The organism is Mycoplasma phocoenae, assembly GCF_012934855.1.
Lineage (GTDB): Bacteria > Bacillota_I > Bacilli_A > Mycoplasmatales > Metamycoplasmataceae > Metamycoplasma > Metamycoplasma phocoenae.
Genome location: NZ_CP051481.1, coordinates 75800 through 98455 on the forward strand (window position 1 = coordinate 75800; position 22656 = coordinate 98455).

12 protein-coding genes are annotated in these 22656 nt (G+C 28.7%); 5 read left to right on the plus strand and 7 right to left on the minus strand.

The window, feature by feature from the left end; genetic code table 4:
- Window positions 1–42 precede the first annotated feature (42 nt).
- Window positions 43–1332, plus strand: coding sequence for a CNNM domain-containing protein (locus HGG69_RS00250; protein WP_169604816.1), 1290 nt, complete (start codon window positions 43–45; stop codon window positions 1330–1332).
- 11 nt (window positions 1333–1343) lie between these two features.
- Window positions 1344–1568: a TM2 domain-containing protein gene (locus tag HGG69_RS00255; RefSeq protein WP_169604817.1), complete on the plus strand. Its 225-nt coding sequence runs from the start codon at window positions 1344–1346 to the stop codon at window positions 1566–1568.
- A gap of 28 nt (window positions 1569–1596) precedes the next feature.
- On the opposite strand, the gene HGG69_RS00260 is transcribed toward HGG69_RS00255, so the two are convergent.
- Window positions 1597–2799: a phosphoglycerate kinase gene (locus HGG69_RS00260; RefSeq protein WP_169604818.1), complete on the minus strand. Its 1203-nt coding sequence runs from the start codon at window positions 2797–2799 to the stop codon at window positions 1597–1599.
- 176 nt (window positions 2800–2975) lie between these two features.
- Between HGG69_RS00260 and HGG69_RS00265 the strand changes: the two genes are divergently transcribed.
- From HGG69_RS00265 to mgtE, 3 genes are read left to right on the plus strand one after another with little or no spacing between them, the layout of a single operon-like run.
- Window positions 2976–3374, plus strand: a complete 399-nt coding sequence (locus HGG69_RS00265) for a hypothetical protein (RefSeq protein ID WP_169604819.1) — start codon at window positions 2976–2978, stop codon at window positions 3372–3374.
- Between the two features lies 1 nt (window position 3375).
- Entirely contained in the window at window positions 3376–3954 is a 579-nt protein-coding gene (locus HGG69_RS00270; protein WP_169604820.1) for a diadenylate cyclase, read from the plus strand.
- Between the two features lie 13 nt (window positions 3955–3967).
- Window positions 3968–5404, plus strand: a complete 1437-nt coding sequence (gene mgtE / locus HGG69_RS00275; protein ID WP_169604821.1) for a magnesium transporter — start codon at window positions 3968–3970, stop codon at window positions 5402–5404.
- Window positions 5405–5446: 42 nt separating this feature from the next.
- Here the strand turns inward: mgtE and HGG69_RS00280 are convergent, their stop codons facing one another.
- The 6 genes from HGG69_RS00280 to HGG69_RS00305 are packed head-to-tail and all read right to left on the minus strand — an operon-like array spanning window position 5447 to window position 22582.
- Window positions 5447–6769: an ABC transporter ATP-binding protein gene (locus HGG69_RS00280; RefSeq protein WP_169604822.1), complete on the minus strand. Its 1323-nt coding sequence runs from the start codon at window positions 6767–6769 to the stop codon at window positions 5447–5449.
- A complete protein-coding gene (locus HGG69_RS00285; RefSeq protein WP_169604823.1) occupies window positions 6769–8160 on the minus strand; it encodes an ABC transporter ATP-binding protein in 1392 nt (463 codons plus the stop codon). The genes HGG69_RS00280 and HGG69_RS00285 overlap by 1 nt, the downstream gene beginning before the upstream one ends.
- A gap of 6 nt (window positions 8161–8166) precedes the next feature.
- Entirely contained in the window at window positions 8167–9150 is a 984-nt protein-coding gene (locus HGG69_RS00290) for an ABC transporter permease (RefSeq protein ID WP_169604824.1), read from the minus strand.
- Between the two features lie 12 nt (window positions 9151–9162).
- Complete coding sequence (locus HGG69_RS00295; protein ID WP_169604825.1) at window positions 9163–10200, minus strand: ABC transporter permease; 1038 nt, start codon at window positions 10198–10200, stop codon at window positions 9163–9165.
- An 11-nt stretch (window positions 10201–10211) separates the two neighbouring features.
- Complete coding sequence (locus HGG69_RS00300; protein ID WP_169604826.1) at window positions 10212–13022, minus strand: ABC transporter substrate-binding protein; 2811 nt, start codon at window positions 13020–13022, stop codon at window positions 10212–10214.
- Between the two features lie 8 nt (window positions 13023–13030).
- A complete protein-coding gene (locus HGG69_RS00305; protein WP_169604827.1) occupies window positions 13031–22582 on the minus strand; it encodes a PDxFFG protein in 9552 nt (3183 codons plus the stop codon).
- Between the last annotated feature and the right edge of the window lie 74 nt (window positions 22583–22656).

Genomic DNA, 22656 nt, shown 5'->3' on the forward strand with positions numbered 1-22656 from the left:
GTTAAAATTTATTAACTATTATTATATTAAAAGAAGGAAAAAATGACAGAAGATTCCCAGAATTTATTTTTATTAACTGCAAATGCAGCAAACTCTCAAACACCTAGTTCAGTAGCAATACAAGTTGTATTGTTGTGTGTGCTAATACTGCTTTTAATTACATCAGCCATAGTGTCTGGTTGTGAAACAGCGTATACTTCAATTTCACTACCTAAAATTGAAAACATGATTGAAAAACAAGAAAGAGGGGCTAAGTTAATAAAAAAACATTTCACCTCTTTTAATCAAACATTGAGTACTATTTTATTTATTAATAACTTAGTAAACATTGCTTCATCTACTTTAACAGCGTATATATTAGGGTCATGACTTGGCGAAGGTTCTAATTTAGTACCAATTATATCAACTGTAGTCTTAACACCAATTATTGTTGTATTCAGTGAAATATTGCCAAAATTACTAGCTAAACAACATACAATCGGATATTTAAAAATATTTGTATATTTCATCCATGTTTTATACATTATTTCTTGACCAATAACATTCGTAATTTCAAAACTGGGTAAAGAGGTATTAGTAACTAACTCAGAAGATGAAATCAAGTCAATTATTAATATTGCCAGCGACGAAGGTGTACTTGAAACAAATGAATCTATACTTACTCAAAATGCTTTAGACTTAGATTCAACCAAAATTAACAGTCACTATGTTAAATTAAAGGATGTAACATGTATAGGCGCAAACGCTTCATTAAAAGAGGCTTTTGAAGTTTTTGAAAAAACTCAATACTCCAGATTACCAATCATGAAAGACAATATGTTAATTGGTATTGTACACTTGAAAGACATATTCAATAAAAAAACAGGCAGGGTTATTGCTTACTTAAAACCAGTACCTACCATCTCAGTACACTCATCGCTTTCTAGCGCATTAGAAAAAATGAGATTAAATAGAGTTCAAATGGCTTTTGTTACTCCGAATAATTCAAGTAATGAAATCAAAGGTATTATCACTATTGAAGACATAATTGAAGAATTAGTTGGTGAAATTTATGATGAATTCGACAACGATGAAGATATATATGAAATTTCATTACAAAAATCAAGAACAAAAGGTTCGATTAATTTAAAAACATTATTCAAACAACTTGACATTGAAAATGAAATTAATGAAAATGAAGAAGAAATGGAAGTGGCTGATTGATTATCAATGAAGTTAGGTCACAACATTAGAAAGCATGACCGTTTTGTTTTAGATGATGAGATTGCATTTAAAGTCTTAGAAAATGATGACAATAATGATAACATTATCATAGAAATAAATATTTTATAAAGAGGTTAATAATGAACAAAAAAAGATGTTTACTAAAAAACAGATGAATGCAAGTTATGCTATTAAATGCGTTTTTAGGTTTTTTAGGAGTTGACAGATTTTACACAAAAAAATATTATTTAGGTGTTGCTAAATTCTTGTCATTGGGTGGCTTATTTATATGAGTGATCATTGATTGCATATTATTAATGTTTGAAAAATACAAAGATGGCAATGACAACTATATAAAATATTAAAAAGTAGCGCTTAGTAGCGCTGCTTTTTTTATTTATCTTGTATTGAATCAATACCCGGCATTTGTTTATTTTGAATATATTCTAAACTAGCACCACCGCCTGTGGAAATAAACGAAAATTTGTTTTCATAATGTAATTTTTTAATTGCAGCGACAGAATCTCCTCCGCCGACAATTGAATAAGCGTCTTCGTTTTTGGCGATTGCTATTGCAATTTGTTCAGTACCTTTTGAATAATTTTCAAACTCACACACACCAAGAGGACCGTTTCAAAATATTGTTTTGGCATTCGCAATAATGTTTGAAAATTCTCTGATAGTTTCTTTACCAATATCCATACCTTCATAATTATCATCAATATGTGAGTCAATAGCATTTGTATATAAAGGGACTGAATTTGTAAATGTTTTAGATATTGCATTATCACACGGTAAAACAATTTTATCTTTGTATTTTTCTAGCAATTTTTTTGCTAATGCTACATACTCAGGTTCAGATAATGACTTACCTATTTTAACGTTTCTTGCTAAGTTAAATGTGTAGGCCATTGCACCACCAATCAATACTTTGTCAGCCTTGTTTAATAATGTTTCCAGCACTTGTATTTTGTCACTAATTTTTGCTCCACCAATGATTGCTAAATAAGGTCTTGCAGGGTTTTTTAATTTATTCAAATGTTCTATTTCATTTTCTACCAAAAAACCAATTGCAGATTCTTTAATATTTTCTGCAATTCCAGCATTGGATGCATGAGCTCTATGGGTAATGCCGAATGCATCGTTTATAAACACATCACCTAAAGAAGCTCAATATTTTGATAATTCGTCATTTTTCTTTGATTCAGCTTTGTTTTCTAAATCCATGAACCTTGTATTTTCAATAAATAAAATTTCATTGTTTTCCATTTGGTCAATAAATTTTTTAATTTCATCACCAGTAGTTTTTTCAATAAAAGTGACTTTGTTATTCACAAACTTTTTAAAACATTCTACAACTGGTTTTAAACTTTTTGATTTTAAATCTTCTTTAGTTTTTATCCTTGATAAATGTGACAATATAATCAATTTTGCATTTTGTTTTAATATATATTTTATTGTTGGCAATGCAGCTAAAATTCTGTTATCGTCAGCAACAATTAATTTGTCATCATTAGAAACTAATGGTACGTTAAAATCCACTCTCAATAATACTTTTTTGTTTGTTAAATCAATATCTTTAATAGTTTTTTTCATTTGATTACCTCATTTATATTTAAAATTATACATTGCTTTGAATGTATTAAATATATATAGAACAACTCAATACAGTCAATAATCATTTAATAAACACAATAACCACAAATATAAGATAAATTAATCTATAATTTTATATATAAATTTTTAATTATCACAGTATAAACGGAGGGAAAATGGGAGTTAAAACTAAAGATATACGTCGTAACGATGATATTGCGACTATAAGTACAACAAAATTAGTTAAAGATTTTGTGATTTTTAGTAAGGATAAGAGAGTCAGAAAATATCCTGAAAACGAATTATTTAATATATTTAAAAATATTGTTTGAATGTCTGAAGTAGACAGAAAAACAATCAATAAAAGAAATGAAATTCGAATGATTCAAAGTACAAATTTAATTAAATCCAAATCAAAGGATTTCAACTATCCAAAATGAAGTGCTGATCCAAAAAGTGAAAAAGTAACTGAAGTATCACTTATTAACAGATTAATAATTATTTCAGCAGCCATCTCAGCTTTAATATTATTAGTTGTATTGATATTATTTTTAACAGGCGCAATAGGAAATTAAGATGAATGATATGTTAATTGTTGCTAATTTCATTATTTTATCAATAATCTTTGTTGGTTTATCAGCTTGAATCTTTATTTGAATGTATAGAAAACAATTTATAAGCTCAGTAAGAAAAAATAAAGTAAGTAAAAGTACAAAAATTAGATTAATTCACCAATTAAATGAAAGTTTATTATCTTTATCCAAAAATAAAACAGGAGCAATAATTACTGTCGAAATGACTGATAAGCTAGATAATTTAAGAACTGATGGAGTAATCATAAATGCTAATATTTCAAGTTCATTAATTATCACTATATTTAATAAAAATACACCATTACACGATGGTGCTATTATCATCCGTGATAACAAAATTGTATATGCATCAACATACTATAAAATTACAAAAAAATCTGTAGATAATAAATACGGTGCACGTCATCGTGCTGCCTTAGGTATTAGTGAAATTTCTGACTCAGTTACATTTGTTGTTTCAGAAGAACACGGTGGAATATCCCTAGCCCATAATGGTTCACTGACACCAATTTTTAAAGAACAATTGCAAGAAACATTGGTAAACATTTTTAAAGAATATTAGTATTGGAGGTTTTATGAATAATGAATTAACTCTAAGCCAGTTAAAAAATGCACTCCAATTTAAAAATGTTCATTTAATTCAAAAATACGTTAGCATAACACCTAATGCTACTATTGCTGAACAAATAGAACTTTTAAATGAATACGAACGTGTATTCTTTTTTAGAATTGTAAACCCTAAAGATTCCGGGGAAATTTTTTCATATTTAGAACCAGAAATTCAAGAAGAAGTAATCAATAGTTTTACTGATAAGGAATTGGAAAGTATTTTAAACGATTTATATCTTGATGATATTGTTGATTTAATCGGAGAAATGCCTGCCAATATCAGTGTAAAAATATTACGAAACGTTAAAAATAAAGAAGACAGGCTCAAAATTAATAAATTATTAAAATATTCAGATGAAGCTGTTGGTTCGATTATGTCTGTTGATTTTATCTCTTTAAACGAATCAATGACTTGTTCAAAAGCGATTGAAACTATTCGCAGAAAAAGAGATGAAGCCGAATTAGTTCACTATTACGTTGTTACAAATGCAGAACAAGAAGTGGTTGGGGTAACAACGCTTGAAAACATTGTTTTTGTTGACACGAGAAGAGGAACATTGGTTCAAGAGGTTATTGAACCTGTTCAAGTCATTAATATTAATATGACTAAAGAGGAAGCAGCTGTAATATTTTCTGAACACGATATGAGTATATTACCCGTTGTAAATGATAAAAACAAACTACTTGGAATTATTACTGCCGACGACGTTATTGATGTTCTTCACGAAGAAGCTACTGAAGATATGTATAAAATGGCCGGGATTGCCAGTGATGAAGAAATATCATATGGTAAGGACACAATTAAAACCATTGTTAAATCACGTATATTTTGATTAATCATTTTAATGGTTGGTTCAACTTTATCTCAATTGGTTATTCAAATATTCCAAGATAAAATTGAAAATAGTACATACTTTGCAACAGCGATAAGTACAGCAATTGTTGTTTCAATGGTGCCTGTTATTTCCGGTACTGCTGGTAACGCTGGTGCTCAAGCAGCAACTACCGTTACTCGTGCACTTGCATTAAATGAAATAAAAGGTAATAAATGGAAGGTTATACGCTCTGAGTTGATTGGTGGTGCTATTATTGGTTTAATATTATTTGTTATAAATTTCGTTAGATTGATTTTATATTTTACAGCCACCGGAGATTTGGTTCATCCTGAAGAAGGTAAGATTACTCAATTAGGTATCATTATTATGTGTTTAGTATCAAGTTTATCAATGTTTTTAGCTGTAATATTCGCTAAATTCGTTGGTACAATAGTTCCTTTAATTGCATCTAAAATGAATAAAGATCCCGCTGTTATGTCAAGTCCTATCCTAGCAACTTTAACAGATGCTACTTCAACAGTTATATTCTTTGCAATAGCAATGGCATTATTTAAATTATTAATTTAAAAACAAAAAAAACAACTCGTCTTTATGAGTTGTTTTTAAAAATTATTTTTTAGATTTCTTTTGTTTTTTAATTTCTTTTAATTCATCATCGGTTAGTAAAACAAAATGTCCGTTTCCTAAATTTTGTCATTTAGGTTGGTTATCTGCTGAGTAATTATGAATTGAAGGGTCATATTCAGTTCCTAATAAAGAACCTTTTTCTCCAGTAATTGAAGGCACGGCTTCCAATAAAGATTTAGTATAAGGATGATATGAGTTTTTTGAAACTTCATGTGTAGGCCCTATTTCTAATAATACTCCTTTATTAATAACGGCGATACGGTCTGAAATGTATTCAACCATTCTTAAATCGTGCGCTATTAATAACATTGTTAAATCGAATCTTTCTTTAAGTTCTTTGAAAATATTAATAACTTGAGCTTGGATTGAAACATCAAGAGCAGATATAGGCTCATCAGCTATCAATAATTTAGGTTGGATAACTACTGAACGACTGATTCCTAAACGTTGTTGTTGTCCACCTGAAAATTCTAATGGATAACGGTTTAATACAGATTCATCTAATCCTACTTGTTTTAAAATGTCAATAATTAATTCATATCTTGCTTCTTTTTCGCTTTTTTTATTAGCCAATGCTCAATCAGATTTTCTTTCATCGAGATATGTTAAAGCTGAGTTGAAATTCTTATATTTTTTGTTTAATTCAATAACGTGTTCATAAATATTAGAATATATAAAATTGTAAGAAGAATCAATTGCATTATTATATTCTTTGTTATATAAATGAATTAATTGATCAATTTTTTTCAATCTAGCATTAATTGATTTTATTTGTTTATGCAATTCAGTAATTGTAACTCTATCATGTTCTAACATATAAATATGTTTAGCATTTTTTGTATTTTGCAAACCTTCACCAACTACTCTTTCCACGTTTGCATATGGGTTCAGTGAGTTAGTTGGATCTTGGAAAATCATTTGAACTTTATTGACCATAAAATTAATCATTTCTTTATGTTTTTTTGTGAAAGTGATACCTTTATTGATGTTTTTAGGAATAATTCTATCAATAATTTTTATAGAACCAAAGGCGTGTGGTGTTAATCCTATTAATGCTCTACCTGTTGTAGATTTACCTGAACCAGATTCACCAACTAAACCCAATATTTCACCTTCATAGATGTTCAATGATAAATCTTTAATGGCGGTAAATTTTTTTGCACCGAATCCATATTCAATATCAACGTGTCTCATTTCAACAAGATTATTTTTATTCGGATATGCGTTTAACATTTCGTCTAAACCATCAACTGGTTTACGGCAAACTTGTTTATTTCAATGTTTTTCACAGTAAATATTTTTCATTATGCCTCTTTCTTGTTAATTTTATTGAATTCGTCGATTTTTTTATTGTGTTCAGCAGCTAGTTTTTCGTAATGTTTTTGAGTAGTGTCATTTACATATGTTTTTGCCGCACTACCATATTTTTCATTCATCTTTGTATTATATATATTTCATAAATATTTAATAATTTTAGGCTCTTCAATTTTTGAAGCTTTTTCATTGAATAAATTGCTTTTTACAAAGTGTGTTTCACTAATTTGATACATTGGCGGTTCTTGTTCAAAATCAATACCTAAAGCGTAATCGTTACGTACTGCAAAAGCATCACCAACTATGTTGTTTAAATTCGAAGGAACGGCTCCTCTAATCACACCTAATTTTTTACCAGTATTAAAGTCGGGCATTGCTGAAATTAATCCTCATGTATAAGGGTGTTGTGGGTTTTTAAGAATTTCTTCTCTAGTTCCTGTTTCAACAATTTGACCAGCATACATAATATTAATATAGTCAGCTATCGATGCAACAACACCAAGATCGTGAGTAATAAATACAATTGAAATTTTTAATAGTTGTTGTAATTCGTGAATAATGTCAAGTACAAGAGCTTGAACAGTCGGGTCCAAAGCAGTTGTGGGTTCATCCATTACAATCAATTTCGGTTTCAGAGAAATAATAGCCGCAATAGCTATACGTTGAATCATTCCACCTGATAATTCATGTGGGTATAAATTCATAACTTTTTCCGGGTTGTTAATTTTAGTCATTTTTAAATATTTGACCGCTTCATTGTAAGCTTCTTTTTTATTTTTAACTACTTTATTAATTAACATACCTTCCATAATTTGGAATCCCACTTTTGTGGTTGGATCAAGTATTGACATAGGGTTTTGGAATATTGCTGAAACAATTCTTCCACGTAATTTTGCTTTTTCTCAATCTTTTAAAGTAAAGTTATGTACTTCAAGACCGTATAATTTTACTGAACCAGATTCAATTACAGCATTGTTACCAGTTAAACCATATAACAATGAAGTAATAACTGATTTACCAGAACCAGATTCACCAATAACAGCATGTACTTTTCCTTCATAAATTTTTAATGAAGGTCCTCTTAAAACTAAGTTTTTTACTGAAGGTTCTGCAGGGTTTTTAAATGTTAAATAAATATCGTTTATTTCAGCGACTATTTTCAATTTTTCATCATCAATAATATCTATTGGAGCATTTTTCATAAATTCTTCAAAATTTGAATTTGATAATTTTTTAGATTGTTTTTTAAACGTGTTATTTCAAAAATGTTTTTTTGGTTTAACTTCCATCATATCGTGTAAGGCAGGTTTATATTCGTAACGGATAGGTTTTTGTAATTTTTTAATGTAACCATTTAAGGGATTCATATTGTTTTTTTTCATAATTTCCTATCTTTGACGCAATAGACTGTCTTGTACAGCTGATGCCATTAATTGAATTGAAGTTGTTACGATAATTAAAATTGATGATGGTAGTAAAACGTATCTTGGATATGTTAAGAATATTGTTGTTCCGTCGTTAATTAAGTTCCCAAGTGTTGGAGTATCAATGATTGATAAACCAATAAATGCTAATGATGTTTCAGCACCAATAACACCTGGAACATTGAAAACTATTTCAGTGATTAATAAAGGAATAACTACTGGAATATAATTTAGCAATACTTTATATGTTGGTGTACCTAAAACTTTCGAAGCACTTACTCATTCGAATGTTTTTGCCCTCATAACTTGAGAACGCATTTGGTTAGCTATACCTGTTCAAGAAGTAAACGTTAAAGCAAAAACAATTACTCAGAAAGTGGGTTTAAAAACAATTGTGATGATAATTAAAATTATTATTGATGGTACGTTTGTAATAACTTTAATTATAAATGTCATGATTTTGTCGAATCATTTGAAATGACCCATCATAACACCTATTAATAATCCAAAGAAGACTTGAATTAATGATGTAACTACTGCAAGGGTTAATGAGTAACGTAATCCTCATCATAAACGTGCTCAAATGTCACGCCCTAATGAGTCAGTACCAAAGATATTACCTTCAGTAAAGAATGTATGATAACGTTCAGAAATATTCAACTTATTCGGATCTGCCGAAAACAATGGTAGTACTAATGCTAGAGCAATAATAACTAACAATGTAATCAGCCCAAAAACTCCTGAAAATGATCTACTGAAACGATAAAAGAAATCACTGAAGGCACCTTTTCTTTTCCGCATTCCTCTTGTTTCATTGTATTCAAAAATATTACCTATAATTTCTCATTTACGATGTTGAAATGGTTGTAATAAAGCATTAGGGGCTAAATTATTGCCATGAACATTATTGGGTGATTCTTGTCTTCGTTTTTTATTAGAATTTGCCATTTTATTCCTTTCCTAATGTCTTCTTCTTACACGTGGATCTATTAGTTTATATAAAGCATCACGTAATGCATAAGATAATATTGTAATCAATGAAAATATTACAACCATGAATAAGATAATATTGTAATCTTTAGATGTTATAGCTTGCAATAATAATCCCCCTGAACCAGTAATAAAGAAGATTTTTTCTACAAACAGTGAGCCAATGAAACTACCAAATATAACTACTGGGAAAAATGTTGCAATAGGGAATAATGAAGGTTTTAGAGCATGTGTTCATACGAAGCGACGTTTTGAAATACCTTTTAAATAAATAAATTTAGCATGTTGTGAATTCAATTCACGGTTTAATTCAGTTCTTATATATTTAATATAAACAATTATAGAACCCAACGACAATGCCAATCCAGGCAGAATGTAAGTTAATAAATTTTTGTGATCATAAATATACGGAATTCCAATTTCATGCCCAATGATCAATAATAATAAAGCAAATATTAATGAAGGTATTGATGAAAATATTGAAACAACGAGCGTAGCGACGTGATCTGGTCATTTATCAGGATTCATACCGACATAAACACCCACTGGAATACCTATGAACAATGTCAATGCTACTGAAAAAATTCCTATTAAGAAACTTTTGTAAAAACGAGTTCATACAAAATCATTAATTTCTTGTCCGGGAAATACTGAGAACGATAACCCAAAATCCCCTTTAAATAAATTGCCAAGATAAACTAAATATCTTTGACCTAATGGTAAATTAAGCCCGTATTGAGCTTCCGCGGCCTGTCTTTGTGCATCATCCATTCCATTAAATAATGCTGAAGAACCAGGTATTGAATTAATTAAGAAGAATGAAATAGTAACTACTATTCATGCAACTATAAAAAATTCAGCTGCCATTTTGAAAATTGTTTTAAACGCTTTGAAATATGGAGATTGAAAATTCAATATTTTTTCATGTCATTTTGTAGGTTTTTTAACAACATTAGAAAAAGTGATCTCTTGGTTTTTTCAAACGAATTTATTATGTGATTTTTCCATTTTAATCCTTTCTATTCTTTTGTTGTTGGTAAGTTTTTACGCGGTGGTTTAAATACATCGTATGCAAATTGCAATGAGAATGAGTATAAACTTGGCGCACCATTAACACGACTAATTTCTCAATATGTATCAACTTCCATTAATGGAACAACCGGAGCTGCGTCTCTAATTATTTTTTCTAAAGCAGCAATAAGCGCAAAACTTTTTCTTTCAGTTCATTTCTGTTCACGTTCTTCTTTAGTATATTGACCTGTAAAGAAACTTAAATAACGTTTTTCAAAATCATTCAATGATTCATTTTGTTTTTTAAATGATAATTCAATAATTTTGTCTCAGACACTTGTGTCCTCACCACCGATACGCAATTGTTTACGACGGATTTCTCCAGCATCTGAATCATTTTTTATTTTGTCATTTTCAAGATAATAACCTAATGATTTAAAGTATTTTTCATATGTTCATGAACCAGTTGGGTTATTTCTAAACCCTGTTGATTTCTGGTTTTCTTTGTTTATTGCATCTGTTTTAAAGAATGGAATTACATATGAATAACTATCTGATCCAAATGTATCAAAATTACGGTAGATTAAATCATATTCACCAGTTGTTCTGAATTCTTCATATACGTTTTCCGGTAAACCTTTTGTTTCAATTTTTAAATAATCTCCGAATGCTTTTTTCATAAAGTCACTCAATGCTAAACCTGCATTATTTTGCTCAGGAGTTGAGTTTGATATGTAACGTAATGTGACTGAATGTAGGTTAGGATTTTTATCCTTAAATTTTTTCATATAGGCTCTTGCTATATCTAATCTAAAAGCTTTATCAGTACGATCAACATGTTCGAATTTAAACTCTTTTGATGAATGTTCTAAATGATCGTAATTTTGTAATGGTATATGTTTGGTTTTGGTTTTATCCAATTCTTTTTCTTCTATACGTGTATACATATAATCGTGTGCAAAGGCAGCTTCAACCGGATCTCCAAATGTTGAACTAGCTCTACCAAAAGCTGTAAATGTAATAACTGGGTAAGAAGAGTTTCAACCCACGATGTTTAACATTGCATTACGGTCAATAGCATAATAAATAGCACTACGTAGATCTATATCGTTAATATATGATTTTTCATTGGTTTCTTTATCTAGATTGAATCCTAAAGCAATAGTTCCATATCCTGATGATTTTTTCATAAAATCTCTTGTTTTCGGATCTGTTCAATAACCTAATTGACGCACAGCAGGTATTGTTGTTGCGGCAATTATTTTATCTGAAAACATTGTTGCATTAATGTTTTCATCAGCACTAAAATATATTTTAATTTTGTTTGAAATTGTTTTATCTGATGAATAATATTTTAAGTTTTTTTCTAAGTTAATGTAACCTTGCGGTCCTAAAACTAAATCAGTAATATTAAATGAACCGTTTGTTAAAAATTTATCCGAATCCAGTCCAAATTGAGTAATTCCACCAATTGATTCAACAAATTTTCTATTAATTGGTAATAATGTTGAGTTTAAGTCGGTATATGCACCTCCTACGGAAGTGGGTTCATATGATGAATATTCAACACGTAATGAGTATTCATCAATAGCTAATACCCGACGAGTTACGTAATCGATTGTGTCTAGTTTTAATATAAAATTGTTATTCAATACTTCTTTACCTTTATACAGTAAATTAACATCCCGAGTATATTCATCTAAATCTTTTTGTGTTAAATCAAGAAGATTGGCTGGCAATTTTTTATGTTTTTCATTATTTTCCAATTGATTTTTTAAAGTTTTAGATTTAATCAACTCTTCTTCTATTTTAGTTGATAATGTTTGTCTTGGATCTTTGAACAAATATTTTCTAACTACAGTAGCGATTCGTTTGGGTTGTGTTGAATCATTATTGTATTCAGGGTTAGGTAGCATTAATACTGTTAACTCATCGTTTGGGTTGAAATCAGGAGAATATGGTATCGCAGCCAATACATCTTTATTTGAATAATTCCAATATAAACGACCTGAGTAAAATCCTAAATCAAGAGCATGTTTTTTAATTTCAGCAACTTCTTTTTCATCATTGGGATTTTGTGAAGCCCATGGTGAATAATTTGGGTCCGTCACATTGTATTCATATGTACCGAATTTGTTTTTTACAAGTTCCGGATAAGCAAATGGATTTTGATAAGACTTTTTGTGTTTTCTAATGTAGTTTTGTTGTGCTTCAACTAATTCTCTGCTGGCTTTGAATTTCTTTTGTAAAGTGTTAACTACTTTTTGTGAACCAGTATTTAAGTCTAATACATAGTGCATAAAGTCAATGTAATCATCTGCATTAACTTCATCACCGTTTGATCATGTGCTATCACCGTTATTTAAACGTGCATGTATTGATAATACTGATTGAGCAGGTGTTAATATAGCAGATACTGGTTGAATTTTTGAACCAATACTAGTTAATGTACCGGTTGTCGAACCCATTTTTTCTAAAGGGTAAGTGGTTGTCGAAGGTTTTGTGGCTGGATCGTTATTACTTAAATAACTTTCCATTGATGTTGCTGTTTCATCGATACCAAATATACCCATTGGTATGTCGGGTAACCCTAAACGGATTCTTAATTGTGGAGATGGTGCAGACTTTAATGGACTCTCGACTAATGAAGGCAAGATTTTATCCGCTGTCGCAAATTTAACATAATTTAATGTATTAATAGGTTGAGTTGCAAGACCTAAATCATATCCAGTTGTATTTGTACAAGATATAGCTAAAGGCGCTATCGCCAGTGTAGGCGTTAGCGACATTGCTAATAAAAATTTACGTTTTTTATTCATATTTACTCCTATATAATTCCGTTAAATTGATCGTTAACCACAATAATAATATTGTCTGTTTCTACTTCTTTTCCATCCACATTTATTGTTTCACGTTTAATAACTATCGGTGCTTGTGAAGATGTTTTATTATTTTCAACAACTGCTGATACTCCTAAATTAGGATCGTTTGGGTTGTTCGGATCTAGTTTTTTACCTAAATCAAAGTTAAACGCCTTAGTTCCTTCTTTATCTGAAGCAAAGTAAATATCATATGATTTACCTGGCAAGATTAAATTGTTTTGGTAACGCGAAAGTATTGCGTAATCACTAACTCATGCAGTGAATCCTGTTCCTTCGTGTTTAACACCATAAGTATCAACATAGCTGTATTTTTCATCTTTTAGATAATGACGTACAGACTCATCACCACTATTGAATTTTTTCTCGTTTTCTATATTTTGAGTTTTGTAATAGAACAAGTTAGATGTATTTTGCATTCTTATTGGAATAGTTTTTATTTCATTTGTTTCTTTATCTTTTATTGCAATGTATTTTGCAATTTTCGCTTGGTCATTTGGTAAGTACCCAAACATTGCAATTGCATCTTTTTCCGCATCTCTTCATATATTAGATACATTACGTTTCCCAATACCTTGTGATTGAATGAAATATTGTCAGTAAGCTGTTGGACGTTCATTAACCACTTTACCTGTAAGATCTTTAATTCTAATTGTGTTGTCAATTATTGGTTTACCATTGTCATCATACAATTCGAAATTCAAGTTCTTACGGTATCAACGGTCTTTCAATCATCCATTATTAGTTGTTTTCAACTCGCCAAAGAAATTGTTAGCTTTTGTAATTTGTTGTGCATTAATATTATTTGGATCACTGAAGTATCTATCAGTATTTTTCAATCCTTTGGCTTTTGCGATTCCCTTATAATCTTCTACATTTAATTTTTCAAAGTTTTTAATTGGGTCTGAAATATTTTTCTCAAAGTCAAATACTCTTTCTAATCATTGAGCGGAATCAGAACCATCTAACATATATTCATTTCCTGTGTTGGATTCTGATATGTTTGATAAAAAGTTTGGCATATTATTTAAATCAGATGATGCAGGCGAGTAACCTATTTGTAATAAATCACGGTTAATAACTTCAGCAAATGTATATGTATAATCTGAGAATTTATCACCTAAGTTACGTTCAGTTTTGCTATTAAAATAATTTAAAACATCCGAACTTGGTTTTTTGTTTTTAAATTGACCGTGCATTATTGCACTAACTATACGTATTAATTGGTTACTTTCTAATCCTGTTTCTTTAAATCCAGATGAGTATAATGAAATACCTTCAGAATATAATGAAACTTTTTCTAATAAAACAAGTAAATCTAATAATGTCAATTTTTCAGTTTTGTAACCTAAAGATTTAGCATGTTTTTTAACAATATTAATAATATCATGCGCTGACATTTGTTCAGGTTTAATTGTGGTTTTGTCAATGTTAAATGTATCTAACTTGTAATCACCATACCCATATTTTTCATCAAATATTCAGAATAAATCAAGATTTTTTTCTAAATCAGTGAATCTTATTTCTTTAGTGAAAAAGGCTAAATCAGAACGTGAGTAACGGCTCATTATTTCATTTGCTAACAGTTGTTCGTCGTTAGAATCAATTAAAGTTTTTATTCTTATCGAATCTTCTTTGTTTAATGTTTTATCGTTTTCGTATGCTTTTTTCAGTGCTTTTACAAATACTTCAATATCAAATTTAGATTTCACGTATTCTAAATCTCAGTCAACACGTTTGTCAACTTGATTGAATTTTGCTTGAGAAAAATCTAAAGTTACAAAATCTAATCATTTTTTACCATCAGTAAATGTAATGTTTTCAAATTGTTTTTGGTTTGAATCATTCAATACGTAAAAACTATTGAATAATGAATCTTTCGTTGTGTCTGTTAATAAACTACTTGTCAGTGATAACGATTTAATATCTTTATATTTAGGTATGTTTTTGTTTGTATTGTAAATAGGCAATAATTTACCATTAGCATCATTTGTTTTGAATAATGAAGTTGACTGAACACCAACATATTGTTTACCTTCACCATAAAAGTTCATATTGTATTTTTCAATTCAGTTCATTATTTTTATTGAATTAAAGAATGAATATGTGTCAGCTAGGAATATAGGCGATGTGGAGTTGTTATGTTTCAAGTTAGGTAGATACATATTGTCTTTATTTAATCATAATATTTGACTATCTCCACCATTTAAATTACCTTGTAAGAAAGCATTCCCAGCAACTTTAAATGCTTCAATAACTGAAGCAACAGAAACATTGTCAATATTATTAATATCTACATTTTCTCCTTTGTCTATACGTGTATATGGTAATGCTCCCGACATAAATCCTAGACCTTTGTATTTACCTTTTAGTCATGAGTTTTCACCACTAAAGTCGTAGAATTTGAATCCTACTGCATCTTTAAATTCATCATCATTTGAAACTGGTCCACCTTTGTCAATATCACGACGGTTAACATAATCAGCAAAATGTTTTTTCAATCCGATACGTTGTTGGTCTTTTGAAACTATTGCTGCTATATAAGAATCGTAAGAAGCTGGTCATGTATATCCTAATGAAATACCTGGTTCTTGAGAAATATTTGTTATTCCTGATTTATCTCAACCAGTAGTTCTGTATGTTGTTTGAATTAATTCATATATGTATTTGTTAATTGTTTTCAACTTGTCATTAATGTATTTAACGGCGTGTTGGTCAGGAGCATAATTTTTTCCAAGTTCAACATTTAATACTGGGTTACCATTTTTTGTTTTAATTAACACTTCATTGATTTGAATAAACTGTTGTTTGTCGTTTTTAATTCCTTTAACTATGATTGGTTGGTTGTTTTCATCGAATTGAATTTCATTACCCATACCATCTTTTAATACACCCTTCAATAATTCTATTGAACCTTTAGTATATTTGTAAATTACATTACCTTGGTCATCTTTTTCTGGTAACAAGTACTCAGCATCACCATAAATAGTTGGGTTTATTGTTCCTGAATTAGGATCAATTGAGTTAGGCAATCATAAATCTATTAATGATAACTCGTCTTCGTATTTATTATTTGTTGTATTAATTGGAACATTATTAGCTTGTTTTCTTTTTTCTAAAGCTTTTTTCAATCCTTCAAAATCTTGTAAGAAACGACGTTTGTCGTTGTTAAGAGCTTCAGTAATATCAGTAGATGATAATGGTGCACCTCATATATCTGATTCAGACTCTTTTACTCATTCGAATTTAGTTGGATCGTTTTTATCAAAAACTTTGTGTTTGAATATTGCATACTCACCATAATCATTTGTTACATTTTCTTGGTCTAATAAACGTTCATCGTCTAATTCTAAGTGTGTACGCGCTTTTAAGTAAAGATCAAGAGCGTGTCTATTGTAATACGAATCAGCTCTAGGTTGTGATCCAGGACTTAATGAAGCAGCAAATATTGGTTTTCTATATGAATCTGATAAATCCTGTGCAGCATTCAGTGTTATATGGTGTCCGTATTCATGAGCAGCAACAAAACGTAAGAAATCAGCTGAGATACCTTTAAAATTAGGATTTGATAATTTTAGAATTGATCATAACCCAACACGTGAATCACGTAAGAATCCTCTGTACTCACCATTTTCGATTACATATTCAATTTCACCTTTATCATTTATTTTTTGAGCCAAATGTTCTCCAATATTTTTTTCAGATACATATGGAATTTCTCTTTGTAATCTTTCGGTTAAATTATCATACGCATCAACATAAACACTGAATCCTTTAGTACTTTCTCCAGTAAGAGGATCTTTAATAGTTCCTTCTTCTTTTATCAATACAGGGTTAATTGATTTTTTGTAACCTAGTGTTCTAAATAAATCACTAGTTAATGTTAATAATTTTTGATTATCATTTGCATCAATATTAAAACGTAAGTATTTATCTGTAAATTCACCATTGTAAAATGCTGTTGATGCGCTCGTTGATTTTTCATTAAATGTTAAGCTGATTTTTGATCCATGTTTTTGAATGTTTGTTCATTTGAATAAACCGATTTTTTCTTTAGCTTTTGACACCGGAAATGCTTCATTGATAATTCCTTTTTTCGATAAAATATCCAGTAACTCTATTTCTGTTTTAGCAAAAATTATATCTCTGTCACTAGTTAGGTTTTCTTCTGTAGTGAATACTTTGTTCAAGTCTTTTTCAAATAATTTTGAAGCAATAATTTTATTGTTCAAATATTCTTGCTCAGATTGAATTGCAAAACTTATTACGTACTCGATTAATGATTGGGTAGTGTCATTTGAAACATTCATAATACTTGTGTATGCATTGAAGTAGTTAGCATTGTTTTTAACTGCTTTAACGTAATTAGTTAATGAGTTTCAAAACGGATTTAATTTATTTAATTCTTTTGACAGTTGTTTTTCAGTGTTTGTTAATTTAATAATAATATCTAACACTTTTGAAAACTCTTCAGAATTTTCAGCGTTGTCCTTATTCATATATAAAATGTATTCAGATTTTGATTCGAAATTTTGTTCTAATTTTTCTAAAGAACTCATTAAGTTTCTGTATTTTTGAACTTCTTGTGGGTCTTTGTTAGGGTTTAATTCAAGTTTAGTTAATTTTACCTCAAGTTCAGTTATATATTTTTTAAGTAAAGGAATCATAATTAATGATAATTTGTCTTTTTCAGAAGCAAAATGTTTATTGCCAACTGCTAAAAGTTTTTTCTTAGCTTCAACAACTTCTAATTTGTATTTACTTAACTCAGGAGCTAATTTTTCAATTTGTTTTGATAATGAACTTAATTTTTGATCATATTTAGAAACAATTTCTTTATTTTTAATAAATTCTGATTTTAGTTTTGCTACTTGTTCAATAACTTTCTTAATTTTTGATAATTCAGAGTTTACTGATCTGTCAGTTCTTGTGTTGTAATCACTCAGTGAACTATTTTCCAATACCGATAAGTTATCAATTACTGCTGACTTGAATAATTTATCTATTTCAGCTTGATATTTATCTTTTTCAGACTTCAGTAACTTAGTTTTTTCTAATATTTGTGATACATTTGCGTGTAATTTTGTAATTAATTCGTCAAACAATTTTTGTGATTTGTCTAAGTTTGCTAAATTTGAATGATCTGCTGCATTATATTCATTAATTATTGTTGTTATTAATTGAATATCCTCAGCTTTAAATTCATTATTTGTTTTTATTATTTTTTCAATCATTTCTGCTTTTTGAGCGTCAGCTAAAACGTCTGATAATGAGGCTAAGTCAATAGCATTGAATTGTTCTTGTTTAAAATTGGTTACGAATCTTTCGATAACATAAACTTGATCTTCCAATAGTTCTGTAAAATCAAGCATTTTCAATTCCTTTGCTTTGTCTTCGTATGCTTTTTTGGTTTGTTGATATTTTCCATCTTTGCTTGTCATTTTTTCAATGATTGATTTATTTGCTTTAATTATTTCGTTTGTTGTATTTTCTTTACTTGATTTTTCAAGTTCTAAAATTTGTTTATATTTACCTAATTGTGAATTTGGATCAGCAGCATCTAACTGTTCTTGTGTTACTGAAGCTACATCAAATGTAAATTTGTTTAGTTCGTCTTCTGCTACATGTAAATCTCTATTTGATGATTGAATGTTTTCTAGTAATACTTTTTGTGTTGCATTAATATATTCTTTTGAATTAGCAATTTTTAATGAATCTTCACCTAATTTTTTAAGAGATTGTAACTGATGATATTTAGCCTTAAGTTGGTCTTGTTTAAAAGATGCGTATTCATGTTGTTCAAATAATTCTTTATCTTTTTCAAATAACTCCTCATTAGAAATCATAGCTCTGTTATTTGTGACTTGTAAGCTTTGAATTAATTTTGAAAAAGGACTTTTGAATTTTATAAAGTCTAATAATAAGTATCCCTCAATTATTGATCCGTATTCTGCGCTAAAATCTTTAACTTTATTGTTGAATTCAATAAATTTATCAACTATTTTATGCACTGCATATTTAGTTACTCATGCTTTTCTATATTTTGGAATATTTTTATTATTAAATTTTCTAATATAAGCACCTTGTTGTCTTTCTCAATCTTTTATAACATTGGCTTCTTTTGATAAAGTTCTTAAAGCGTCTGTAAATTGGTCTATATTATCATATTTTTCTAATAATTGATCGAGTTTTGTACGTTCTTGTTCAGTGATTTTCAACCCTTTAGCTTCAATTTTATCTATATCATTAATATATTGTTGTTTAGTTGCTGTTGCTTTTTCATCAATTATTCCAATGTATTTAATGGTTTGATCGATCGATTGTTTAGCGGCACCATAATTTTTACTACTAAATCATTCATTTTTAATACTGTTTAAATAATTATTTGTTTTATCTTCATATATTTTTATTAATTTATCTCTATTATCAAAAAATTCATTGTATGCTTCTTCAACTTTATTTCGTTGATTATAAAATTCTGCTCTAACCGAGTCCAGTTTTTCAGTCATGAATGCTGTATCTTGAATTTTTGAAATAATGTCATCATTATCTTGAACATTTAATAAATCTTTAGCATTTTTAATTTTTTGGATTTGTGCTAATTTATTTGAATTTTGAATATCACTTAAAATCAACGCATTATATGCGTGTTGCGATTCATTTTCTTTTTTAATGAATTCTATGTAAGCTTGATTTAGTTTGTCTGTACTTTCTTCAAAATAGTTAACAATATCTTTGTATATTGCAATAGTCTCAGGTTTTAATAAACTCGATTTTGATGCAAAATATAATTGGAATTTTTTAATTTGTAGGATTTTTTTGTTTAATGTTAAAACTTTTTTAGCCTCATTTAAACTTTCTTTTTTCAATAGTTTTTCTGAAGTTAAATTTTTAGCCATTATCAATTTATTGTACGCTACAAGTGTATGTATAAATTCGTTTCTTCCTTCACGAATATCGTATTTATCAAACACTTCTTTAATTCCAGATTTTGATGAATCCCTGTATTTGGTTGATTTAGTAATGTAATATAAATTACTTCTGTTTTCTAATTTACTTCAATCTTCTGGACTAATATTGTATTTAGTTTTAAATTCATCTAATAATTGTTTTACACCCTTTTGTTCACTTTCCACAACATTTACATTGTCTGAATCTCCCTCGATTGCTTTTACTATAAAGTTGTATAAATCTTCTGGATTATTTTGAGTAAACTTGTTTCAGTATTCTTTGTTTTTATTTGCTGAAAATACTAAATGACCATACATACGGTGGCCACTTAAAAATTTGGCTTCAACTGAATCTGGATTTGTTAAAGCTTCATTTAATAAGTCGTATACGTTGTTTTTATCCACTTCTCCTAATGCTGAAGTTGCAGGATTGGTTTTTAAATCATATTCATTAATTAATTTCAATGAATTTTCAACTAATTTATTAATGTATTTAGTTGAGTTGATTAATGAATCAAATTCACTCCCTATATTATCAGCTTCAGGATTGATATCTTTGTAAAGTGATTTAATCTTGTCTGAATAAATATATATTTCTTGTCTTGTATATCTTGTATCTTTTAATCCACTTAAATAAGCATCTAAATCGTAGTAGTTTCTTCAGTTTATAGAATTTTCTTTCGCAATTGCTTTCAATGCATCTAAAGAAACTAATTGGTTAGCTAAAAATGCTGAATCAAATGAAAAGTATTCAAAATCGTTTTTAATATTTGGAAACACAACGTTTCATGTATCTATTTTTAATAAATCAGATAATGGTAACGCAATTTGTGCACTTAATATTGATTCATATTTTTTAAAAATTTTTGCTCTTTGATCAATGTGTTCTCTCAATGCTTTGAAATATTGTTCTTTATTAGATGAATCTATTGTTTCATTCAATGTTTTGTAAACAGGTTCATTCACTAATTCATGTAAAGTAGATAACAATAATTTACATGTATTGAAAATGTTTTTATTGTTTTCATTTTCTGAAACGCTTCCCAATAATTTATTAATGTTTTTGGTGTATTGATCAAATTGGGCTTTGTTATTTGAATCATTTTGAAACTCATTGGATTTATTCATGAATGTTTCGATAAAATTAGCTTGTGATGCATAATCAGTTATCTCTTTATGTGCAAGATTTTTGAAATCGTCGTTTTTAGTTAATGTTTTTAAAATTTTATTAACGTTATTAATGTACAGCTCTTGAATATCTAATAAATAACCACCTAAATTAGTAAATCCTGTTTCTATATCTCCTGTGTTTTTTAAGTCTTTCATGTATTTAAATTCGTCTTTATTAAGATCGTTTTTATATGATGCAACCAAATCATTATTTGGTACATTTAATATTAATTCAGTATTATCATCAAATAAAATTACTAAATTTTCATCATTATAAACTAATTCATTTGATGATTTTTCAATAGGTATTCTTACAATATTTTTACTTACAGAAATAATTTTCTTTTGTTTTAAAGGTAATGAATCAATGTCTTTTAATAAATCGTATTTGTCATTGTCTGCATACAGTTTTACTGTGTTTTTTAAATTTTCACGAGCTTCAGCTTCGGTTTTACCATTTATTAATAATAAGTGTGGTAAGTTTCTACCTTGTGTACTAGTTTTGAATACATCAATTTCATTTGTTGATAGTTTTAATAAATTGGTTCTTCAGTTTTTTTCTATTGTTCATACAGTTTGGTTTTCTAATTTTCTAACATCCGAAATTGATCTGAATGTGTATGTATCTTTTAAATCAGGACTAAAGTTAGCAGTTGAGTTGTATTCAGGTATTGATGCTAAAAATTCTTTTAACTGATCTGAAGTTAAAAGTTCATTGTTAATTTTGTATGTTAAAGCATCTTGTGATTGGTTAGGGCCCGATAGATTTGAATATAATGGCATAGAACCAAAGAATGCATCTGGATAGAATTTAATTGTAGTATGTTCTTTGTTTTCATTAGCGTGTGCCCCTAATGTAACAGCATTACCGTTTGTTTCAACCCCTTTTACAATTGAAAAAGATTTCAATGTAATAATTTCAGGACCTCAAGAAACGTTAGTCATAAATCATTTTGCAAATTTAGCATATTCAAGAGGGCTAACACACTCAATATACTCATTTCAGAAATTCATTGGACCGTATTTAATATTTAGAATTGGTAATTGATTGTGTTTTTCAAAATATTCAACTAAAAATTCTTCACTTGTGTATGTTTTACCATTGTATGTAACTTTATCGCCTTCTGAATCGTATGAAGCAATAACTGTTTTTTTATCCAATAATGTAAAGTTTGAAACAGGTTTTTCATTTGCTGCTAAAAATATATTTAACAGATCTGCTTCTTCAGTTAAATTCGCTTTTCCCAATTTATTGTTTTTGCTGTTTGAATGAACATAAATAGCCCCTATCGTGATAGCAGCTACTGTTGATAATACCCCAAATGATATTGCATACTTGGGTCATATTTTTGTATGTAGATTTCATTTTTTCTTAGACATATTTTACCTTTCTTAAAAAAAGACGCCTTTTTAATTTAGCGTCTTTTTTTAATTGTTTTTTACCTTTGTATTGA